The 20886-nt window shown below is 73.5% G+C and carries 17 protein-coding genes; 14 read left to right on the top strand and 3 right to left on the bottom strand.

Annotated elements, in window-relative coordinates:
- Positions 1-87 precede the first annotated feature (87 nt).
- On the top strand, positions 88-1161 hold the full coding sequence (locus tag ACQPZA_RS29845; protein WP_169394415.1) for a ferredoxin reductase: 1074 nt from the start codon (positions 88-90) through the stop codon (positions 1159-1161).
- Between the two features lie 11 nt (positions 1162-1172).
- Positions 1173-2348: a fatty acid desaturase family protein gene (locus ACQPZA_RS29840; protein ID WP_433275445.1), complete on the top strand. Its 1176-nt coding sequence runs from the start codon at positions 1173-1175 to the stop codon at positions 2346-2348.
- Between the two features lie 134 nt (positions 2349-2482).
- Here the strand turns inward: ACQPZA_RS29840 and ACQPZA_RS29835 are convergent, their stop codons facing one another.
- Together ACQPZA_RS29835 and ACQPZA_RS29830 are read right to left on the bottom strand one after the other, a co-directional pair.
- Entirely contained in the window at positions 2483-3742 is a 1260-nt protein-coding gene (locus ACQPZA_RS29835) for a helix-turn-helix domain-containing protein (protein WP_433275444.1), read from the bottom strand.
- Between the two features lie 14 nt (positions 3743-3756).
- Positions 3757-4413 (bottom strand): amino acid-binding protein, encoded by a 657-nt coding sequence (locus ACQPZA_RS29830; protein WP_169394417.1) that lies wholly within the window; start codon positions 4411-4413, stop codon positions 3757-3759.
- A gap of 324 nt (positions 4414-4737) precedes the next feature.
- Here ACQPZA_RS29830 and gatC point away from each other — a divergent pair, with 324 nt between their 5' ends.
- Genes gatC through gatB form a run of 3 tightly spaced genes read left to right on the top strand, consistent with a single transcriptional unit; the run spans position 4738 to position 8074 of the window.
- Complete coding sequence (gatC, locus tag ACQPZA_RS29825; RefSeq protein WP_433275443.1) at positions 4738-5067, top strand: Asp-tRNA(Asn)/Glu-tRNA(Gln) amidotransferase subunit GatC; 330 nt, start codon at positions 4738-4740, stop codon at positions 5065-5067.
- Positions 5064-6575, top strand: a complete 1512-nt coding sequence (gene gatA, locus ACQPZA_RS29820) for an Asp-tRNA(Asn)/Glu-tRNA(Gln) amidotransferase subunit GatA (protein WP_433275442.1) — start codon at positions 5064-5066, stop codon at positions 6573-6575. Before gatC ends, gatA begins: the two co-directional genes overlap by 4 nt.
- Positions 6572-8074, top strand: coding sequence for an Asp-tRNA(Asn)/Glu-tRNA(Gln) amidotransferase subunit GatB (gene gatB, locus ACQPZA_RS29815; RefSeq protein ID WP_169394420.1), 1503 nt, complete (start codon positions 6572-6574; stop codon positions 8072-8074). Before gatA ends, gatB begins: the two co-directional genes overlap by 4 nt.
- 133 nt (positions 8075-8207) lie before the next feature.
- Here the strand turns inward: gatB and atzF are convergent, their stop codons facing one another.
- Positions 8208-9905 (bottom strand): allophanate hydrolase, encoded by a 1698-nt coding sequence (gene atzF / locus ACQPZA_RS29810; protein ID WP_433275441.1) that lies wholly within the window; start codon positions 9903-9905, stop codon positions 8208-8210.
- Between the two features lie 210 nt (positions 9906-10115).
- On the opposite strand from atzF, the gene ACQPZA_RS29805 reads away from it, so the two are divergent.
- The 9 genes from ACQPZA_RS29805 to ACQPZA_RS29765 all read left to right on the top strand — a co-directional run bounded on the left by ACQPZA_RS29805 (position 10116) and on the right by ACQPZA_RS29765 (position 20770).
- Positions 10116-10730, top strand: a complete 615-nt coding sequence (locus ACQPZA_RS29805) for a nitroreductase family protein (RefSeq protein WP_433275440.1) — start codon at positions 10116-10118, stop codon at positions 10728-10730.
- 125 nt (positions 10731-10855) lie between these two features.
- On the top strand, positions 10856-12070 hold the full coding sequence (locus tag ACQPZA_RS29800) for an ROK family protein (protein ID WP_433275439.1): 1215 nt from the start codon (positions 10856-10858) through the stop codon (positions 12068-12070).
- Between the two features lie 105 nt (positions 12071-12175).
- On the top strand, positions 12176-13996 hold the full coding sequence (locus ACQPZA_RS29795; protein WP_433275438.1) for a peptide ABC transporter substrate-binding protein: 1821 nt from the start codon (positions 12176-12178) through the stop codon (positions 13994-13996).
- Positions 13993-14946: an ABC transporter permease gene (locus ACQPZA_RS29790; protein WP_433275437.1), complete on the top strand. Its 954-nt coding sequence runs from the start codon at positions 13993-13995 to the stop codon at positions 14944-14946. Before ACQPZA_RS29795 ends, ACQPZA_RS29790 begins: the two co-directional genes overlap by 4 nt.
- Complete coding sequence (locus ACQPZA_RS29785; RefSeq protein ID WP_433275436.1) at positions 14943-15842, top strand: ABC transporter permease; 900 nt, start codon at positions 14943-14945, stop codon at positions 15840-15842. The genes ACQPZA_RS29790 and ACQPZA_RS29785 overlap by 4 nt, the downstream gene beginning before the upstream one ends.
- Entirely contained in the window at positions 15839-17542 is a 1704-nt protein-coding gene (locus ACQPZA_RS29780; protein ID WP_433275435.1) for a dipeptide ABC transporter ATP-binding protein, read from the top strand. Before ACQPZA_RS29785 ends, ACQPZA_RS29780 begins: the two co-directional genes overlap by 4 nt.
- A gap of 3 nt (positions 17543-17545) precedes the next feature.
- Complete coding sequence (locus ACQPZA_RS29775; RefSeq protein ID WP_433275434.1) at positions 17546-18463, top strand: ROK family protein; 918 nt, start codon at positions 17546-17548, stop codon at positions 18461-18463.
- Between the two features lie 65 nt (positions 18464-18528).
- Entirely contained in the window at positions 18529-20013 is a 1485-nt protein-coding gene (locus ACQPZA_RS29770) for a M81 family metallopeptidase (protein WP_433275433.1), read from the top strand.
- 10 nt (positions 20014-20023) lie between these two features.
- On the top strand, positions 20024-20770 hold the full coding sequence (locus ACQPZA_RS29765; protein WP_433275432.1) for a copper homeostasis protein CutC: 747 nt from the start codon (positions 20024-20026) through the stop codon (positions 20768-20770).
- Positions 20771-20886: the final 116 nt, after the last annotated feature.

Raw genomic sequence — 20886 nt, 5'->3', positions numbered from 1 at the left:
TCGTTTTGGCTTCTGCAACAGAAGGGGCCGATCACTCGTGGTCGAGGACGTGGCCGACTGTGGGAAGCGCGCAATACCGTCGAGTACATGGGAGTTCTGGGCGAAATCGGACGGCGGGCGCGAGTGGCGGCCACCTGGTTCACGCAGCCGCTGTTGCCCGATGACCTGCTCGGCACGCTGAACCCACTGTGGTCCTCCCGGGAGCCGCACGCCCGCGTGGTGGGGCTGCGCCGGGAGACCGCCGACACCACCACCCTGCTGCTGCGCACCGGGCCGGGCCGTCCGCGGCACCGGCCGGGCCAGTTCGTCGGTGTGGGCACCCGGCTCGACGGCGTCTGGCACTGGCGCACCTACTCGGTGACGTCGTGCCCCGGCGATCCACTGCTCGCCGTCACCGTCACGGCGCTGCCGGGAGGCACCGTCTCGGGCGCGCTCGCGCACGGCACCCCGGTGGGGACGCTGCTGCGGATCGGACCCCCCGCCGGTGAGTTCGTGCTGCCGGAGCCGGTGCCGGAGAAGCTGCTGTTCCTCACCGCGGGGAGCGGGATCACCCCCGTCATGGGGATGCTGCGCGACCTGGCGGCCACCCGGCCGGAGGCGCTGAGCGGGGCGGTGCTCGTGCACTGCGACCGCACGCCGTCCGACCTGGTCTTCGGCCCGGAGCTGCGGGACCTGGCAGCCACCACCGGCCTGACGCTGGTGGAGCGGCACACCGCCGTGCGGGGGCGGCTCACCCCGGACAACCTCACCGACGACGTCCCCGACTGGGCCGCGCGCCAGGCGTGGGCCTGCGGGCCCGCCGCGATGATCGACGCCTTCACCGAGCACTGGGCCAGGGCGGGCGATCCCACCGCGCTGCACGTCGAGCTGTTCACCCCACCCGTGCCCGTCGCGACCGATGCCACCGGCGGCCGCGTCTCCTTCACCACCAGCGGGATCGAGACCGACGCCGCCCCCGGCACGCCGCTCATGGTGGCGGGCGAGGCGGCGGGCGCGCTGCTGCCCAACGGCTGCCGCATGGGCATCTGTCACACCTGCGTGGGCCGGCTGCGCTCCGGCGCCGTCCGGGACCTGCGCACCGGCGACCTGCACGACACCCCCGGCGAACCCGTCCGCACCTGTGTCTCCGGTGCCGCGGGCGACGTCGAGATCGAACTCTAGGAGGCATCTCCATGGCTACACAGACCTTCGGCCCGTCCATGACCCCCAGTGCCGCCGCGCACCTCACCGACGAGCAGGTCGAGGCCCTCGGCGCCGAGCTCGACGCGATCCGCGCCGAGGTGGTCGGCAGCCTCGGCGAGGCCGACGCCCGCTACATCCACCGTGTCATCGCGGTGCAGCGCGGCCTCGAGGTCGGCGGCCGCGGCGCGCTGATCTTCTCCCTGTTCCCGCCCGCCTGGGTGGCCGGCACGGCAGCGCTGTCGGTGGCCAAGATCCTCGACAACATGGAGATCGGCCACAACGTCCTGCACGGCCAGTGGGACTGGATGCGCGACCCGAAGATCCACTCGACCACCTGGGAGTGGGACCACGCGTCGCCCGCCGCGTCGTGGAAGAAGTCGCACAACTACGAGCACCACACCTTCACCAACATCCGGGGCAAGGACCGCGACCTCGGCTACTCGATCATGCGGATCACGCCCGAGCAGGAGTGGAAGCCCGCCGACCTGTTCCAGCCGCTGGTGAACCTCGGCCTCTCGATGATCTTCGAGTGGGGCATCGCGATCTACGACGTCGAGTTCGAGAAGGTCAAGAACGGCACGAAGCCGTGGCCGCAGGCCAAGGGGGAGCTGATGGGCCTCTGGCGCAAGGCCCGGCGGCAGCTCGCCAAGGACTACGTGCTGTTCCCGCTGCTGTCCGGCCCCGGTTTCCTCAGCACGGTGGCCGCGAACGCCACGGCCAACGTCGTGCGCAACATGTGGTCGCACGCGGTGATCTTCTGCGGTCACTTCCCCGACGGTGTCGAGACGTTCGAGGAGGAGCGGCTCGACGGTGAGACGAAGGGCCAGTGGTACGTCCGGCAGATGCTGGGGTCGGCCAACCTCTCGGGCGGCAAGCTGTTCCACCTGATGACGGGCAACCTGAGCCACCAGATCGAGCACCACCTGTTCCCCGACGTCCCGAGCAACCGGTACGCGGAGATCGCGCCGAAGGTGCAGGAAATCTGCAAGCGCTACGGCCTGCCCTACACCACCGGGTCGCTGCCGCGGCAGTACGGCAAGGTGCTCCGCAAGATCACCCGCCTGGCGTTCCCCGGCGGCGGCCCGAAGCAGCCCGCGCCCGCGCCCGCCCGGCTGCCCGTCCCGGCCGGCCGCAAGCCCTCGGCCGCGGTGCGCCTGGCCTCCTGACGGAACCACCCCCGCGAGTCGCCCGTTTCGGGTGGCCGAGTCGCCCCCCAGCGGGGTGGCCTGCGCGGAGACTCCCGCGAGTCGCCCGTTTCGGGTGGCTGAGTCGCCCGTCGGCGGGTCCGTTCCGGCGGGCGTCAGGCCTCGGACGGCGGCTCCGCCCCGGCGCAGGCGTCCGTCGACATGCGCAGGGCCACCGCCAGCTCCAGCCGGGCGGCCGGGTCGTCCAGCGCCCCGCCGAACGCGTCCCGCAGCCCGGCGAGGCGGTACCGCACGGTCTGCGGGTGCACGTGCAGTGCCGCCGCGGTGGCGGTGATGTCGCCGTGCGCGTCGAGCCACGCCCGCAGCGTCTCCTCGCCGCGGGCGGCGGCACCGGCCGGGAGGGCGCGCAGTGGGGCGACGGCCCGCTCGTAGATGTCGGCGGCGAGCTGGGGTTCGGCCGCGAGGAGCAGCGCGAGCAGATGCTCGTCGGCACGGGCCAGCGTCTCGTCGGAACCCGGGTGGAGCAGGCCCGCGACGTGCAGGGGCCACGCCGCCTGCGCGCGGGCGACGGAGCGGTGGGCGTGGGCAGGGTCGACCACCGGGCCGAGCACCGCGCGCCGAACGCCCAGACCGGTGCGTATCCGGTCGAGCCAGCCGGGCCCCTCGGGTGCCGGGTCGGCGCGGAGCCCGTTGGGGCCCACGGTCTGGCCGATGCGCCCGGCTGTGCCGACGACCCCCACGGTGACGATGACGAGACCGACCGGGTCGAGGTCCGCGGCGATCGCCGCGGGCAGCCGGGCCGCCACCGCCACGGCGTCCTCGACGACGAGTGCCGCGAGCCGCGCGGGCAGCACCCAGCCCGCCGCCGCGGCGACGCGTTCGACCTCGGCGGCTGCGGCCGGCGGGTGCCGGGCGAGCAGCTCGACGAGCGCGTGGCGGCGGGCCTGCAGCGAGCCTGCTCGGCTCGCCTCCTCGTCGGCCCAGCCGGTCACGGACGCCGCGGTGATCTGCTCGATGTAGCCGAACAGCGCCTCGGCGAGGCTGAAGATCACCTCGGGTGGCAGCTGCCGGGCGGTGGTGCTGGAGCCGAGCCGGCGCCACATCGTCCGCGTGCCAACCTGGTACGCCGACTGCAGCGCCGCGAGCGTGCGGCCCTCGCGGTGTTCGAGCTGGCCGAGCGCCCGGTAGACCCTGGTGTCCCCGAGGGGCTCGTCGCGGCCGAGCAGGTCGATGAACTGCCCGAGCGCGACCGAGACACCCTCGGTGATCCGCGTGCCGAACCGCCCGGTCAGCGGCCGGGCGTAGTCCGCCACCTCCGCGCGTACCGCGGCGATGATCTCGTCGGTCGTCCCGGCGAGCTCCGGCCGCAGCGCCGCGCCCACCCAGCTGGGAACCCGGGACCACGGCCGGTCCACGGGTCAGCGCCCCATCATTGGCTGCCGAGCACCGTCGTGACGATCCCGGCGAGGTGCGTCAGCCGGGCCAGCTCCGACGGCCGGAACGCCGGCCCGCCCGGGCGGCCGACCACCAGCGCCCGCGGGCCCGGTCCGAACGGAGCCGCCGCGAGCTCCGTGTCGAGAGCACTCCACGGGTCGGGCACCCAGTGCGCATCCGGGTCGACGACGATCGCGCGCCGCAGCGGGAGCCACGGCAGGTCGCCCGCGCGGGTCTCCGGAGCCGCCGCGCTCTCGGCCAACCGGTAGGACCGCGTGCCGTCGCGCTCGGCGACGAGTGCCCAGCCGGCCCGGAAGATCCGCGGGACGCCGTCGGCGAGCAGCTGCAGGCCGCGGGCCGGGTCGCCGGTGATCTCCTCGATCAGCTCGAGCTCCCGGTGCGTCTCGAGCTTGCCGGAGTGGGGCCGCACCGACTCGACCTCGACACCCGGCACCGACTCGGCCGCGGTGATCAGGACGTCCGGCGGTCGACCGGCCGGCAGCTCGACGGCCAGGTCGTCGACAGCGTGTCCGTGGGCCCGCTCGACGACGTCGACACCGAGGATGTCCGCACCCGCGTTGCCCAGCGCCGTGGCGACGGCTCCGAGACTGCCCGGCTTGTCCGGCAGCACCACCCGGAGCAGGAACGACACACTTCACGTCCTCTCGCGAAAAGCCCCCCGAGCCGCACGGGACCGGCGCCACTCGGGTGGGCCGACGCGGCACTCCGGGCGAGATTGTGTCAGGGTGCGCCCCCTCCGGCGCAACATCTGGCGGAGGCATCTGGATCAGCGCAGATCCGGCAGCCGCGGGGCGGCGGATCCGGACGGAAGCCCGGTTGCCGGACGACTAAGCTGGACGGCGAACGCCTGCGCCGGTGCCGCTGCGCCTGCCCGGCGCGCGGGGAGCAGGTCGCAGTGCACGCCGACACCACCCCGCAAACGCACCCTGAGCAGCATGCAACGCCCTGGAGGGACATGTCCGCCGATCCCGTGACCCCGGGTAGCGATACCGGGATCACCCGGGACGAGGTCGCGCACCTCGCCCGGCTGTCCCGGCTCGCCGTCACCGACGCCGAGCTCGACGTCTTCGCCGGTCAGCTCGAGGTGATCCTCTCCGCGGTCAGCCGCGTGGGCGAGGTCGCCGCCGACGACATCCCGCCCACGTCGCACGCGGTCCCGCTGCAGAACGTGTTCCGGCCCGACGAGCTGCGCCCCGGTCTCACCCAGGAGCAGGCGCTCGCGTGTGCCCCCGCCGCCGAGGACGGGCGCTTCCGGGTGCCCCAGATCCTGGGGGAGGAGGCATGAGCGCGGAGCTGACCCGCCTGACGGCAGCAGAGCTCGCCGAGAAGATCCACACGCGCGAGGTGTCGGCCGTCGAGGTCGCGCAGGCCCACCTGGACCGGGTCGCGGCCGTCGACGGCGAGGTGCACGCGTTCCTGCACGTGGCCACCGACGCCGCGCTGGCCTCGGCCGCGATGGTCGACGAGGGCCTGGGCGCCGGCACCGCGCCCGCGTCGCCGCTGGCGGGTGTCCCGCTGGCGCTGAAGGACGTGTTCACCACGCTCGACATGCCCACCACGGCAGGGTCGAAGATCCTCGAGGGATGGCGTCCGCCCTACGACGCCACGGTGACGTCGCGGCTGCGCAGCGCGGGGATCACGATCCTGGGCAAGACCAACATGGACGAGTTCGCGATGGGCTCGTCCACGGAGTACTCGGCCTACGGCGTCACCCGCAACCCGTGGGACACCAGCCGTGTCCCCGGCGGGTCCGGCGGTGGCTCGGCGGCGGCGCTGGCATCGTTCCAGGCGCCGCTCGCGATCGGCACCGACACCGGCGGCTCGATCCGCCAGCCCGCGGCGTTCACCGGCACGGTCGGCGTCAAGCCCACCTACGGCGGTGTGTCGCGCTACGGGCTCATCGCCTGCGCCTCGTCACTCGACCAGGGCGGGCCCTGCGCGCGCACCGTGCTCGACGCGGCGCTGCTGCACGAGGTGATCGGCGGCTACGACCCGCTCGACTCCACCTCCATCGACGAGCGTGTCCCGTCGGTCGTCGAGGCGGCGCGGCTCGGGGCGTCGGGCGACCTGTCGGGGCTGCGCGTCGGCGTGGTGCGCGAGCTCGGTGGCGAGGGCTACCAGGCCGGTGTCCGGGCCTCCTACGAGGAGGCGCTGCGCCAGCTGGAGAAGCTCGGCGCCGAGCTCGTCGAGGTGTCGTGCCCGCACTTCGAGTACGGGCTCGCGGCCTACTACCTGATCCTGCCGAGCGAGGTCTCCTCGAACCTCGCCCGGTTCGACGCCATGCGCTACGGCCTGCGTGTCGACAAGGGCGCGTCGGCGGAGGAGGTCATGGCGGCCACCCGCGAGGCCGGCTTCGGGCCCGAGGTCAAGCGCCGGATCATGCTCGGCACGTACGCGCTCTCGTCGGGCTACTACGACGCCTACTACGGGCAGGCCCAGAAGGTGCGCACGCTCATCTCGCGCGACTTCGCCGCGGCGTTCGGTCAGGCCGACGTGCTCGTCTCACCGGCCACCCCCACCACCGCGTTCCCCATCGGCGACAAGGTCGACGACCCGCTCGCCATGTACCTCAACGACCTGGCCACGATCCCCACCAACCTGGCGGGCACCGCGGCGTTGTCGGTGCCGTCCGGGCTCGCCGACGGGCTGCCCGTCGGGCTGCAGGTGATGGCCCCCGCACTCGGTGAGGCCGTCATGTACCGGGTGGCGGCGGCGTACGAGGCCGCCCGCCAGGCCGAGGACGGCGGCCCGTTGATCAACCGCGTCCCTTCGCTTCCGGGAGGTGTGGCATGACCGCCCCTGCGCTGGTCGACTTCGACGAGGTCGTGGAGCGCTTCGACCCGATGCTCGGGCTCGAGGTGCACGTCGAGCTCAACACCAACACGAAGATGTTCTGCGGCTGCCCCACCACGTTCGGCGCCGAGCCGAACACGCAGGTCTGCCCCACGTGCCTGGGCCTGCCGGGGTCGCTGCCGGTGGTGAACCGCACCGCCGTGGAGTCGGCGATCCGGATCGGGCTGGCCCTGAACTGCGAGATCGCACCGTGGGGCCGGTTCGCGCGCAAGAACTACTTCTACCCCGACATGCCGAAGAACTTCCAGACCTCCCAGTACGACGAGCCGATCGCCGTCAACGGGTACCTGGACGTGCTGCTCGACGACGGCACCACCGTCCGCGTCGAGATCGAGCGCGCCCACATGGAGGAGGACACCGGCAAGTCCCTGCACGTCGGTGGGGCCACCGGCCGGATCCACGGCGCCGAGTACTCGCTGCTGGACTACAACCGCGCCGGCGTGCCGCTGATCGAGATCGTCACGAAGATGATCCCGGGCACGCGGGAGCGGGCGCCGGAGGTGGCGCGCGCGTACGTCACGGCGCTGCGTGACCTGCTGCGCGCTCTCGGCGTCTCCGACGTCCGGATGGACCAGGGTTCGATGCGCTGCGACGTGAACCTGTCGCTGTCCCCGCGCGACTCCGGGATCCTCGGCACCCGCTCCGAGACCAAGAACGTCAACTCGCTCCGCTCGGTGGAGCGCGCCGTCCGCTACGAGATGACGCGCCAGGCGGGCGTGCTGCTCGCGGGCGAGCCCGTCGTCCAGGAGACGCGGCACTTCGAGGAGGCGGGCGGCAGCACCCGCGCCGGGCGCCGCAAGGAGACCGCGGAGGACTACCGGTACTTCCCGGAGCCCGACCTGGTGCCGATCGCCCCTCCGGCCGAGTGGGTGGAGGAGCTGCGGGGGACGCTTCCGGAGCCGCCGTGGGAGCGCCGCCGCCGGCTTCAGGCCGAGTGGTCGCTCACCGACGAGGAACTGCGCGACCTGGTCAACGCCGGGGCGCTCGACCTCATCGAGGCCACGGTCGCCGCCGGTGCTCCCGCGGGGGAGGCCCGCTCGTGGTGGGTGGCCTACCTCGCCCAGCAGGCCAACTCGCGCGGCGTCGAGCTGGCCGGGCTGGAGATCACCCCGGCGCAGGTGGCGCGTGTGATCGCGCTCGTGGCGTCCGGGTCGCTGAACAACAAGCTCGCCCGCCAGGTCGTCGACGGGGTGCTGGCCGGTGAGGGGTCGCCCGACGACGTCGTCGCCGCCCGCGGCCTCGCGGTCGTGTCCGACGAGGGTGCTCTCGTGGCAGCTGTCGACGAGGCGCTGGCCGCGCAGCCGGACGTCGCGGAGAAGATCCGCGGCGGCAAGGTGCAGGCCGCCGGCGCGATCGTCGGGGCCGTCATGAAGGCGACGAAGGGTCAGGCCGACGCCAAGCGCGTCCGGGAGCTGATCATCGAGCGCGTCGGGGCGTAGCACCGACCCGACGGCGGAACCGGGCGACTCGCGGGTCGTAATCGGGCGACTCGCGGGTCGGAAACGGGCGACTCGCGGGGGCGGGGCCTTGTGCCCCGGGCCCCGCGGGCCGGTCGCGGTCTCGGTGGTGGGGTCAGCCGGCGGCCGTCGCGGCGCGGTAGGCGCGCCAGCCGCCGTGCTCGGAGATGTCACGGGCGTGCTCGGTGGCGCCGCGGTCGCAGAGGAACCCGGTCACCGTCTCGCCGCCTGCGAGGGTGAGCGGGCCGAGCGCGAGCGGGGCGGGCAGGGAGGCGAGCAGCTCTCCCAGCACCGCGGGCGGTAGCGACCACAGCTCGCCGTCGATGTGACGGCCGCTCGGGCCGGTGCGCACGAGCCCCGGCCGGGCCGGGGTGGTGCCGAGGTCGAACAGGCGGTACTCGGGCGAGGTGCGCTCGGGTCGGATCAGCCGCGCGCCGGAGAGCTGCCCGTTGAGGGGCTGGCCGGACAGGTGCGCGCCGACCACGAACAGGGGCAGCCCGATCGGCGCCGGGGCGGTGCCGGCGGGCTCACCGGTGACGAGCCGGGCGATGTCCGCGACCACCCGGTCGGCGAAGGCCGGGGCCAGCACCGAGACGCCGAACGGGCCACCGTCCGCCGTCCCGGCGGGCACGGCGATCGCGGCCATGTCCAGGAGGTTGGCGAAGGTGGTGAACCGGCCGAGCCGGGTGTTCACCCCGATCGGGTCCTGCGCCACCTCGGCCAGGGTGGGGTGCTCCGGCACGGTCGGCAGCAGCAGCGCGTCCATGCCGGTCAGCCGCTGCGTCGCCGCCACCTTCAGCTGGTCGAGCCGTTCGAGGTCGGCGACCAGCCGGTGGGCGGGGATCGTGCGTGCGGCGCCGATGATGGCGCGCACGCTCGGGTCGATCTCGTCGCCGCCGGACTCGACCGCCCCTCCGACCGCGGCGTACCGCTCGGCCACCAGAGCGCCGCCGTAGAGCAGCCGACCGGCCGCCAGGAACGGTTCGACGTCGATGGGGACGGTCGTGACGCCCTGGGCGGCGAGCCGGTGGCACGCCGCGTCGAACGCCGCGAGCCGCTCCGCGGACATGCCGCCGAGGTCACTCGGCAGCGGCACGGCCACCGTCGGATGCGCCGGCGCGGCGAGCGGGGCGTCGGCGGGGATCGGTCGCCACGGTCGGTCCGGGACGGGCCCGGACATCGCGGCGAGAGCGTGCTCGGCTGCGCCCACGCCGGCGGCGAAGACGCTCACGCAGTCGTAGGAGCGGGCTGCGGGGACGACGCCGCTGGTCGGAACCAACCCGATGGTCGGCTTGAGCCCCACGATGCCCTGGAACGCAGCGGGGACGCGGCCGGACCCCGCCGTGTCGGTGCCCAGCGCCAGATCGACGATGCCGAGTGCCACGGCGACCGCGGAGCCCGAGCTCGACCCGCCGGAGATGCGCTCGGGCAGGCCCGCACACCGCACCGCGCCGTACGGGCTCCGGGAGCCGGTCAGCCCGGTGGCGAACTGGTCGAGGTTGGTCTTCCCGAGCACGATCGCGCCCCGCTCGGTGAGCCGGGAGACCGCGGGCGCGGACATCTCGGGGAGGCGGACGAACGACGGGCAGGCCGCCGTGGTGGGCAGACCGGCGACGTCGATGTTGTCCTTGACCGCAACGAGCACCCCGTGCAGCGGGAGCTCCTCGCCGCCGGCCGCCCGGGCGTCGAGCGCCGCCGCCTCGTCGAGCACCGCCTCGGGCTCCCGCAGATGGATCCACACCTCCGGCCGGTCGAGCCGGTCGATGAGGGCGTAGGCGGCCGTGACGCGGTCCGTGGCCTTCCCGCCCGTCACGACCTGCCCCGATGCCGTGCCATCCGGATCCGCGTGTTCACCGTCTCGAGGGCCGAGACTCTCGTATACAGATCCGTATCCACGTCCGTCGACGGTAGGAACGCGGGATTTCCGAACGATGGCGGCGGTGTTACGCACGCTCACCTCGGTTGACGGCGGGAAGATCACGATCACTTCCGGGGGCCGGGGGCCGGGCGGTAGGACTTCCGAATGGAGTTCAGTGAGGTCGTCCGCAGGCGGCGCATGGTCCGCGACTACGACCCCGACCGGCCGGTCCCGACCGAGATCCGGGACCGCATCCTGGCCAACGCCCTGCGGGCCCCGTCCGGCGGTTTCACCCAGGGCTGGGCGTTCCTCACGCTGGAGAGCCCCCAGGACCGGGAGCGCTTCTGGGTGGCTGCCGCCGAGGACGAGCCCGACGAGAGGTCCGCGTGGGTGCTGGACGGCTTGCAGCACGCCCCGTTGCTGATCATCCCGTTCGCGCACAAGGACGCCTACCTCTCGCGATACGCCGCACCGGACAAGGGCTGGACCGACAGGGACGAAGCGCGCTGGCCCATGCCGTACTGGTACATCGACACCGGGATGGCGGCGCTGCTGATGCTCCAAACGGTCGTGGACGAGGGGCTGGGGGCGTGCTTCTTCGGCCTCTCGCCCTCGCGGGTCTCCCCGGTCACCGCGGAGTTCGGCGTGCCGGACGGGTACGAGCCGATCGGGGTGCTCTCGATCGGATACCGCGCCCCGGACACACCGTCCCCGTCCCTGAAACGCGGCAGGCGGGGTGCCGACGAGGTGGTCCACCACGGCCAGTGGGGCCACCACTGACGTACGGCTCCGCACTTCGGAGCCGGTGCTGCTGAGACGGGCCCGCACACAGCATTACGGCTCCCAAGTGCGCGTGCGCCCCCCTGTACCGTCGGCACTTGGTACAAGGCGAGGAGGAAGTGGCGATGGTGCACGCTCCCGGGCGGCCGCCCGGCGACGGCAGGCCCGGTGATCCGGCGTTGACCGCCCGCATCGTGGCCCTGATCTCCTCCGGGGCGGCCACGTCGCGCACCGAACTGGCGCGTGGGCTGGGCCTGGCCGCCTCCACGGTGTCGCTGCGGGTGCAGGAGCTGATCGACCTCGGCGTCGTCCGGGAGACCGGGGCCGGGCCGTCCCGGGGCGGCAGGCGCCCGCGGCTGCTGGAGCTGTGTTCCGGTGGTGGGTTCGTGCTCGTCGCCGACGTGGGGGGCACCCACGCGCGGGCCGGGGTCGTCGACTTCACCGGCGCCCTGTCCGACGTCGAGGAGATCCCGGTGCCGGTGGCCGCCGGCGCCGGCCCGGAGGCGACGCTCGACCTGCTCGGCGGGGTGTTCGACGACCTGGTGCGCAGGCGCGCGGGCGGCGAGTCGGCAACGGAGGGGATCGGCGCCAGCGGGATCGGTATCGCGCTGCCGGGGCCCGTCGACCTCGAGCGGCGGTGTGCCGACAGCCCGTCCCGCATGCCCGGCTGGGACGGCTTCCCGGTGGGCCGGTGGCTGGAGGAGCGGTTCGGCGTCGTCACGGTCGTGGAGAACGACGCCAACCTGATGGCGCTGGGCGAGCACGTCAGCAGCGCGCATCCCGTGCGGCACAGCGTGACGGTCAAGGCGGGCTCGGCGATCGGCAGCGGGATCGTGGTGGACGGTGTGGTGTACCGCGGCGCCGACGGGGCGGCGGGCGACTTCTCCCACGCGAGGGTGCCGGCGGGGGGCGCCATCCCGTGTTCCTGCGGCAACACCGGCTGCCTGGAGACGATCGCCAGCGGGGCGGCACTCGTGCGGGTGCTGCAGGACGCGGGCCGCGACGTCACCGACACCGCGCAGGTGATCCGGCTGGCCCGCTCGGGCGATCCCGAGGCCACCACGCTGGTGCGCACCGCGGGGCGGCACCTCGGCGAGGTGCTCTGCACGGTGGTCAACTTCTTCAACCCGGGCGCGGTCTTCCTCGGGGGCGGGCTGTCCACGGTCGAGCCGTTCGTGGCCGCCGTGCGCAGCCAGCTGTACGAGGGCTGCCACCCGCTGGTGACGCAGCGGCTGCTCATCGCCAGGGCGAGCGCGGGGGCGGACGCCGGTCTCGTCGGCGCCGGGCGTTCCGTCCTGGACCGGGTGCTCGCCCAGCCGCTCCCAGTAGCCGTGAGATAATTTGATTCGACAGCGAAGCAAGATCGGCCACTTAAGATTTCTCTTCGGTTAACTTCTTCCGCTACCTCTACTTGAGATGATCCATCTCGCCCTACCTTGCGCTGCATGACTTCCGCGCGACTTCGAGGCCTCCCCGCGGCCGCCGCTCTGCTCTGCGCGGGCCTCGTGCTCGCCGCGTGCGGCGGCGGAGCGGGCCAGCAGGCCTCCACCGGCGGCGGCGCGCCGGTGGAGGGCGGCACGGCCAGCTACGCCCAGCCGGCCGGGTCCACCCCGAACTGGATCCTGCCGCTGTCCATCTCGGGCAAGACGGCCACGTTCAACGCGTCGGTCCGGTTCGCCCTGTGGACGCCGCTCTACCTGTACACGGCGGAGAACGGGCCGCTCGGCTTCGACGCCAAGGGCAGCCTGGCCACCGCCACCCCCACCTGGTCCGCCGACGGGCGCACCGCCACGATCACCCTCGGCGGCCTGAGCTGGAGCGACGGCAAGCCGGTCACGTCCCGCGACGTGGAGTTCTGGTTCAACCTGGTGAAGGCCAACAAGACGGCGTGGTCCCAGTACGTCGAGGGCAACTTCCCCGACAACGTCACGGCGTTCACCACGGTCGACGACAAGTCGTTCAGCATGACGTTCGACCGCGCCTACAACCAGCAGTGGATCGAGGCCAACCAGCTCAGCCTGATGTACGCCATCCCCCAGCACGCCTGGGACAAGGACTCCGACGCCGGCCCCGTCGGTGACCTCGACCGCGACCCGGCAGGCGCGCAGCGCGTCTGGACCTACCTCACCGGTCAGGCGTCGTCGCTCGACACCTACGCCACCAACCCGCTGTGGAAGGTGGTCGACGGGCCGTTCACCCTGGACGCCTTCAGCACCACCGGCCGGGTCACGCTGAGGAAGAACCCCGCCTACACCGGACCCGACGCCGCGCACCTCGACACCGTCGACATGGTGCCCTTCACCTCCGAGGACGCCGCCTTCAACGCGGTGCTGGCCGGTGACGTCGACTACGGCTACCTCCCCATCGCCTCGCTCGCGCAGAAGCCGCGCGTGGAGGGGCTGAAGTACCGGGTGCAGAACTGGGACGCATGGGCGATCAACTTCGCGCCGTACAACTTCAACGACGCCACGGCGGGCCCGCTGTTCCGGCAGGACTACATCCGGCAGGCGATCCAGCGCTCGGTCGACCAGGACGGCATCGCGAAGGTCATCTGGAAGGGCACGGCGCTGCCGACCTACGGGCCGGTGCCCCAGCAGCCGGCGGGCGACTTCCTCTCCGACGCGCAGAAGACGAACCTCTACCCCTTCGACACCGCAGCGGCGAAGGCGCAGCTCACCGGCCACGGCTGGCAGCCCGGCGCCGACGGGATCGTCGTGTGCGCCCGCCCCGGCACCGGCGTCGACCAGTGTGGCGACGGGATCGCGGCGGGCACCCGCCTGCAGTTCGAGATGTACAGCCAGAGCGGCTCGCCCGAGACCGACGCCATGATGCAGGAACTGCAGTCCTCGCTGGCCAAGGCCGGGATCGCGATGACGATCCGCACCGCGCCGCTCAACACGGTGCTCGCCGACACCAAGCCCTGCGCCCCCGGTGCCCAGTGCGGGTGGCAGGCGTCCTTCTTCGGCTCCCGGGGTGCGTGGTACCTCGACACCTACCCGATGACCGACGTCATGTTCAGCACGCCGGGCACCGGCAACTTCGGCAGCTACAGCAACCCGCAGGTCGACTCCCTCGAGGACGCGGCCAGGCTGAGCAACGACCCGAGCGCGATGCAGGCCGTCAGCAAGGAGGTGGCCACCGACCTGCCCGGGATGTGGCTGCCCGAGCCGGTCTACCAGGTGTCGGCGATCAAGCAGGACCTGCAGGGCGTGTCGCAGGACCCGCAGGCCGTCATCCACCCGCAGCGCTGGTACCGCACGAAGTGACGCGGTACGTCGTCGGCCGCCTGCTGCAGGCCGTGGTCGTGGTGCTGATCGTGACGGTGATCGTGTTCGCGCTGCTGCACTCCCTGCCGGGAGGGCCGGCCCGGGCGATCCTCGGCATCCGCGCCACCCCCGCGCAGATGGCCGACTTCAACCACCAGCAGGGCTTCGACCAGCCGCTCGTCCTGCAGTACCTGCAGTACCTCGGCAGGCTGCTGCACGGCGACCTCGGACGGTCGTTCGCGCTCAACCAGGACGTCTCGGCCGTCGTCGCCCAGCGGTTGCCCAAGACGCTGCTGCTGACGGGGGTCTCGACCCTGGTCGCGATGGCCGTCGCGGTCCCGCTGGGCGTGTGGCAGGCCGTCCGGCGCAACCGCGCGGGCGACTACGTGGTGACCGCGCTGACGTTCCTGGCCTACTCCACGCCGGCGTTCTTCCTCGCCTTCCTGGCGATCCTGCTGTTCTCGCAGGCCATCCCGCTGTTCCCGGCGCAGGCTCCGCAGGCCGACACGCTGGCCGGCATCCTCGCCGAACCCGCCGCGCTGGTGCTCCCGGTCGCGACCGGCGCGGTCACGGCCATCGCGTCGTTCAGCCGGTACATGCGTTCGTCCACACTCGACAACCTCGCCGAGGACTACGTGCGCACCGCCCGGGCCAAGGGCACCGTCGAGCGCCGGGTGATCTGGCGGCACGTGGGGCGCAACAGCCTCACACCGGTGATCACGATGCTCGGCTACCACATCCCCGTCCTGTTCGGTGGGGCGCTCGTCACCGAGTCGATCTTCAACTATCCGGGCATGGGCCTCGCCTTCTGGAACGCGGCGCAGGTCTCGGACTACCCGGTGCTGCTCGGTGTCGTCCTGGTGATCGCCACCGCCACCGTCATCGGCTCCCTGCTCGCCGACCTGCTGCAGGCGCTGATCGACCCCCGCGTCCGAGGAGCCCACCGATGACCGCCGTCGCCCAGCCCCCACCGGTACCCGAGGTGCCGGCCACGGTCCCGGCGCCGCGGGCGGCGTCGGTGCTGCGCAGGCTCGTCCGCCACCGGCTGGCCGCCGCGGGCCTCGTGGTCGTCGGCCTGCTGGTGGTGTTCAGCTTCCTCGGGCCGCTCGTCTACCCGGCCGACCAGAGCGTCACCAACCTGCAGGAGGCGAGCCTGCGACCGGGCAGCGCCGGGCACCTGCTCGGCACCGACGGCGTCGGCCACGACGTGCTCGGCCGCCTGATGATCGGCGGCCGCACCTCGCTGATCATCGGGATCGCCACCGGGTTGCTGGCCACCGTGATCGGCACCGTCTACGGGGCCGTGTCCGGGTACTTCGGCGGCCGGGTCGACGCCGTCATGATGCGCGTGGTCGACGCCGGGATCGCGATACCCGCGCTCTTCCTGCTCCTGACCGCCGCGGCGATCATCCGGCCGAGCGTCACGAGCATGGTGCTGATCCTCGGGTTCGTGTCCTGGCTGGTGCCGGCCCGGCTGGTGCGGGCCGAGGCGCTGTCGCTGCGCACCCGCGACTACGTGGCCGCGGTGCGGGCGGTCGGCGGCAGCGGTACGCGGATCATCCTGCGCCACATCGTGCCGAACACGGTCGGCACGATCACCGTGAACGCCACCTTCCAGGTGGCCGACGCGATCCTGCTCATCGCCTACGTCAGCTTCCTCGGCCTCGGCGTCCCGCCGCCCGCCACGGACTGGGGCGGCATGCTCAGCGACGGGGTCACCAACATCTACTCCGGCGCGTGGTGGCTCATCTTCCCGCCGGGGCTGGCCATCGTCCTGGTCGTCTGCGCGTTCAACCTCATCGGTGACGGGCTCCGCGACGCCTTCGAGATCCGGAGGAGCCGATGACCGAGGCCGCCGCTGACAGCGCTGCCGACAGCGCCCCGGTACTCACCGTTCGCGACCTGCGCATCAGCTTCCCCGGCGGGGAGTCGCGCGTCGACGCGGTCCGCGGGGTGGACCTGGAGCTGCGCCGGGGGGAGGTGCTCGCCCTGGTCGGCGAGTCCGGGTCCGGCAAGAGCGTGACCGCGCTGGCCGCGATGGGGCTGCTGCCCCCGGACGCCCAGGTGGCGGGCAGGCTGCTCGTCGGGGACCGGGACGTCACCCGGCTCGGGCCTGCCGAGCTGCGGGACATGCGCGGGCGCGAGATCGGCATGGTGTTCCAGGAGCCGACGACCGCGCTGAACCCGGTGCTGACGGTGGGCGACCAGATCGGTGAGGCCCTCACCAACCACGAGAACCTGACGGCGGCGCAGGTGCGTGAGCGCACCCTGGAGCTGCTCGAGGCGGTCGGCATCCCCGAGGCCGCCGAGCGGATGCGGGCCTACCCGCACCAGCTGTCCGGCGGGCTGTGCCAGCGCGTGGTCATCGCGATGGCGGTGGCCTGCAACCCGGCGGTGATCATCGCCGACGAGCCGACCACGGCACTCGACGTGACCGTGCAGGCGCAGATCATGCGGCTGCTGCGCGAGCTGCGCGACTCCCGGGGCACGGCCATCCTGCTCATCACCCACAACATGGGGGTGGTCGCGGACCTGGCCGACCGGGTCGCGGTGATGCGCGACGGGGTTGTGGTCGAGGTCGGCACCGCCGAGCAGGTGCTCACGGATCCGCAGCACGAGTACACGACGGCGCTGCTCGCCGCCGTGCCGCGCCTGGGCAGCGGTTCCCGGGCCGCGGCGACGGACGAGCCGGCGGCGGACCGACCGCCGACGGTGCTCGACCTGCAGGAGGTCCGCGTCGAGTACCGCACGCTGGGACGGCCCGCGGTGCGCGCGGTCGGCGACGTCACGCTCGCGGTGCGCCGCGGCGAGGTCGTCGGGCTGGTGGGGGAGTCCGGCTCGGGCAAGTCGACCATCGGCCGCTGCGCGCTGGGCCTGGTGCCCGCGACGGCGGGGCACGTCACGCTGCTCGGTGTCGACCAGCGCAGGCTGCGCGGTTCCCGCGGCCGCAGGGTGCGCCGGGGTGTGGGCGTCGTGCTGCAGAACCCGGCGTCCGCCCTCGACCCACGTATGACGGTCGGCGACAGCGTCGCGGAGCCGATGGTGATCCACCGGGTCGGCTCGCGCGCGGAACGGCAGCAGCGGGTGCGGCGGCTGCTCGACGACGTCCGGCTGCCCGCGGCCGCCGCGGACCGCTACCCCCACGAGATGTCGGGTGGGCAGCGGCAGCGGGTGGGGCTGGCCAGGGCACTGTCCCTGGAGCCGGACCTGGTGATCGCCGACGAACCCACCAGCGCGCTGGACGTCTCGGTGCAGGAGACGGTGCTGCGCCTGCTCACCGAGCTGCAGGCCGTGCACGGCTTCGGGTGCCTGTTCATCAGCCACGACCTCGCGGTCGTGGAGTCCGTCGCGCACCGCGTGGTGGTGCTGCTCGGCGGCCGGATCGTCGAGGAAGGCGCGACGCAGGACGTGCTGCACCGGCCCCGTGAGGACTACACCAGGCTCCTGATCAGCTCCGTCCCCGTTCCCGACCCGGTCCAGCAGGCGGCGCGGCGCGCCGCGGCCGACGCCGTGCTGCGGGAGTCCGCCCGCGCTCTGGCCGGCTGACCCATGTCCTTCATCGGGTTGGACATCGGGGGAACCACCACGCACGCCGTCCTGTGCGATGACGACCTGCTCGTGGGAGCGGAGGCGAGCGCCCCGACCCCGGCGCGCAGCGGTGCCGCCGCGATGCTGGACGGCGCCGCGCGGCTGGTCCTGCGGCTGCGCGGGCAGGCCGTCGACACCGTGCACGGCGTCGGGGTGGCCGCCGCCGGCATGCTCGACCCGCGGTCGGGCCGGATCGTGCGGGCCAGCGACTCGTTCCACGGCTGGGAGGGCACGCCCGTCGCCGCCGGCCTCCGTGAGCGGGTCGACCTGCCGGTCGTGGCCGACAACGACGTGAACTGCTTCCTCATCGGCGAGGTGGCGGCCGGTGCGCTGCGCGGCGTCGAGGACGGGGTGGGCATCACGCTCGGCACCGGCGTCGGCGGGGCGCTGTGGTCGGGCGGGCGGATCCTGCACGGCCGCGACGGCGGCGCCGGTGAGCTCGGGCACCTGCCGGGCTACGGCGACGAGCCGTGCAGCTGCGGACGTCGTGGTCACCTGGAGACGCTGGCCGCAGGCCGTTCCCTGCTCCGCCGCTACCTCGCGCGCGGGGGGACGGCGGCGTCGGCGGCGGACGTCGCGGCGGCGGCCCGGGCGGGCGACGAACGGGCCGTCGAGGTCTTCACCGACGCGGCACGCGCGCTGGGCATGACGATCGTGGCGGCCACCCGGCTCCTCGCCGCCGACAGGGTGGTGGTCGGGGGCGGCGTGACGGGCGCGTGGGACCTGCTCGCCCCCGTCGTGCACGAGGTGGTGGCCGCGCACCCGCCACTCTTCGGGCCGCTGCCCGACATCCGGCTGACCGCGCTCGGTGCCGCCGCCGTGGCGGTCGGCGCGGCCGCGCTGGCCCGGCTGGGCTGCGGCACCGAGGTCCCGGCCTGACCGATCACGCAACCGACCACGCCCGGCACCGCCGGGCTCGTCAGCACCGAAAGGGCATCCCTGCCGTGACCGACCGGAAGCTGCGCATCGCCATCGCCGGCATCGCCATCGAGAGCAGCACGTTCTGCCTGCACCGCACCACGCTGGAGGAGTTCCACGTCGTGCGTGGCAAGGAACTGCTGGACCGCTACGACTTCCTCCGCAGGCCCGATGTCCCCGAGCACGCCTGGGCACGGGACGTGGAGTGGGTGCCGCTGGTGCACGCCGCCGCCATGCCGGGCGGCCCGGTGCTGCCCGACGCCTACGACACGCTCGAGGCCGAGACGCTGGAGCGGCTCGGCGCCGCCGGCCCGCTCGACGGCGTCTTCCTCGACATCCACGGCGCCATGACGGTGCAGGGCAGGCGCGACGCCGAGGCCCGGCTCACCCGGGAGGTCCGCGCCGTCGTCGGGCCGGACGTGCTGCTGTCGGCGTCCATGGACCTGCACGGCAACGTGTCGCGGGAGCTGGCGACGACCGTCGACCTCATCACCTGCTACCGGATGGCCCCGCACGAGGACGCGTGGGAGTCGCGGGCCCGCGCCGCGCGCAACCTCGTGTCGCGGCTGCGGGCCGGTGGCCGGCCGAAGAAGGCGTGGGTGCAGGTGCCCGTCCTGCTCCCCGGTGAGCGCACCAGCACGCGCGTGGACCCGGCCAAGAGCATCTACGCCAGGGTTCCGCAGGTGGAGGCGCAAGGCGGCGTGCTCGACGCCGCCGTCTGGGTCGGCTACGTGTGGGCCGACGAGCCGCGCAACCGCGCCGCCGTGGTGGTCTCCGGCGACGACGAGGAGACGCTGCTGGCGGGCGCCAGGGAGCTGGCCCGTAGCTACTGGGACGCCCGAGCCGACTTCGGGCTCGCCGCCCCGTCCGCCCCGCTGGCCGAGTGCGTCCGTGCCGCGCTCGCGAGCCCGCAGCGGCCGTTCTACATCAGCGACTCCGGCGACAACCCCACGGCGGGCGGAGCCGGGGACGCCTCCTACGCGCTGCGGGAGCTGCTGGCCGACGAGGACCTGGCGGCCAGTGGCGCCTCGGTGATCTACGCGAGCATCGCCGACGCCGACTCGACCCGGGCGGCCGCCGCGGCGGGGGTGGGCGCCACCGTCTCGCTCAGTGTCGGCGGCAAGATCGACACGGCGTCCGCACCTCCCGCCGAGCTGACCGGCACCGTCACCGCCGTGGTGCCCGACGACCCGCGCGGCGGCGTCCTGGCCGTCGTCGCGGCTGGGGCGATCTCGGTGATCATCACCGAGCGGCGGCGCCCGTTCCACGACGAGGTGGACTTCACCCGCCTCGGCCTCGACCCCCGCCACGGCGCGGATCTCGTGGTGGTCAAGATCGGCTACCTGCAACCGGAGCTGTTCGAGATGTCCGCGGGCTGGATGCTCGCGCTCACACCGGGCGGCGTCGACCAGGACCTGCTGCGGCTGGGGCACCACGACCTCGACGGGCCGGTCTACCCGTTCCAGCCGCTCATGGACCCGCCCGCGCTCGAACCGGAGCTGATCCCGTGACGGGCACCCCGTGACGGTCGTGGAGGTGTGCCTGGACGACGTCGCCGGGGCGCGGGTCGCCGAGGACGCCGGGGCGGACCGCCTGGAGCTGTGCGCCGGGCTGGCCGAGGGCGGCACGACGCCCAGCATCGGCACGGTCGAGGCGGTGCTCGGCACGGTCCGCGAGATCGGCGTCAACGTGCTGGTGCGCCCGCGCGGCGGCGACTTCGTCCACACGCCCGACGAGGTGGGCGTCATGTGCGCGGACATCCGGGCGGTGGCGCGGCTGCGGGCGGGCTCACCCCTGCCCGTGGGGTTCGTGCTCGGCGCGCTGACCCCGGACGGCGAGGTCGACGTCCCGGTGCTGCGGATGTTGCTGGAGGCGTGCGGGGACGCGCCCGTGACCTTCCACCGGGCGTTCGACGCCACCCGGGACCTGGCGGCGGCACTCGACGTGCTGATCGGGCTCGGCGTGGCCCGCGTGCTCACCTCCGGGGGCCGGGCCACCGCGCTCGACGGTGCCGCCACGCTCGCGGGGCTCGTCGGACGGGCCGAGGAGCGCATCACCGTGATGGCGGGCGGTTCCGTCCGGGGTGGGAACGTCGCCGAGATCGTGGCCCGCACCGGCGTGCCCGAGGTGCACCTGCGGGCTCCCGCGGTGGTCCCCGGCCGGAGCCGGCACCGCAACCCGCACCTCGGCTACGACACGGGCGAGCGCACGGTCACGGCCGCCGAGCCGATCCTCGACGTGCGGCGCCGGTTGTCCCGCGCGTTGTGAACCGGTGACATGTCGGCGCCGTCAGTATTGCGATTGTTCGAATATCCCGATGGCGGCCCCGCGCGGATGTGATTCCGTCCACGTCCGTGCGCCGCCGGCGTCCCGGATACGTGGGA

The sequence above is a fragment of the Pseudonocardia xinjiangensis genome (assembly GCF_050948425.1).
GTDB lineage: Bacteria > Actinomycetota > Actinomycetes > Mycobacteriales > Pseudonocardiaceae > Pseudonocardia > Pseudonocardia xinjiangensis.
The sequence above is the reverse complement of the archived record's forward strand: the minus strand, read 5'-3'. Positions and strand labels throughout refer to the sequence as shown.